Below are 330 nucleotides of genomic sequence, written 5' to 3' on the forward strand. Positions count from 1 at the left end.
CGTCGGCCCCGTACGGCGCGAACTTGGTATCCGCACTATTTTTAACATACTCGGCCCGCTGGTAAATCCGGCCGGAGCAAAAATGGAACTGTTGGGCGTTTACGAACCCGAACTGATAGAGCCGATGGCGAAAGTCCTTTCCAATCTCGGCGTAAAAAGCGGAATGGTTGTCTTCGGCCACGACGGGCTAGATGAAATATCGTTAAGCTCGCCCACCACCGTCTGCGAACTGCGCGACGGCTTCATTAAAAGTTATGAGATAGAGCCCGAACAATTCGGACTTGCCCGCTGTAAAAAAGAAGACCTGTTGTGCGGATACCAAGTTCGCGC

General features: G+C 52.7%; 1 pseudogene. It reads left to right on the plus strand.

The annotated features are described in order from the left end of the window. A pseudogene (locus tag ACYVTD_RS18610) lies at window positions 1–330 on the plus strand (anthranilate phosphoribosyltransferase); the annotation flags it as partial.

The sequence above is a fragment of the Treponema sp. R6D11 genome, assembly GCF_054786075.1.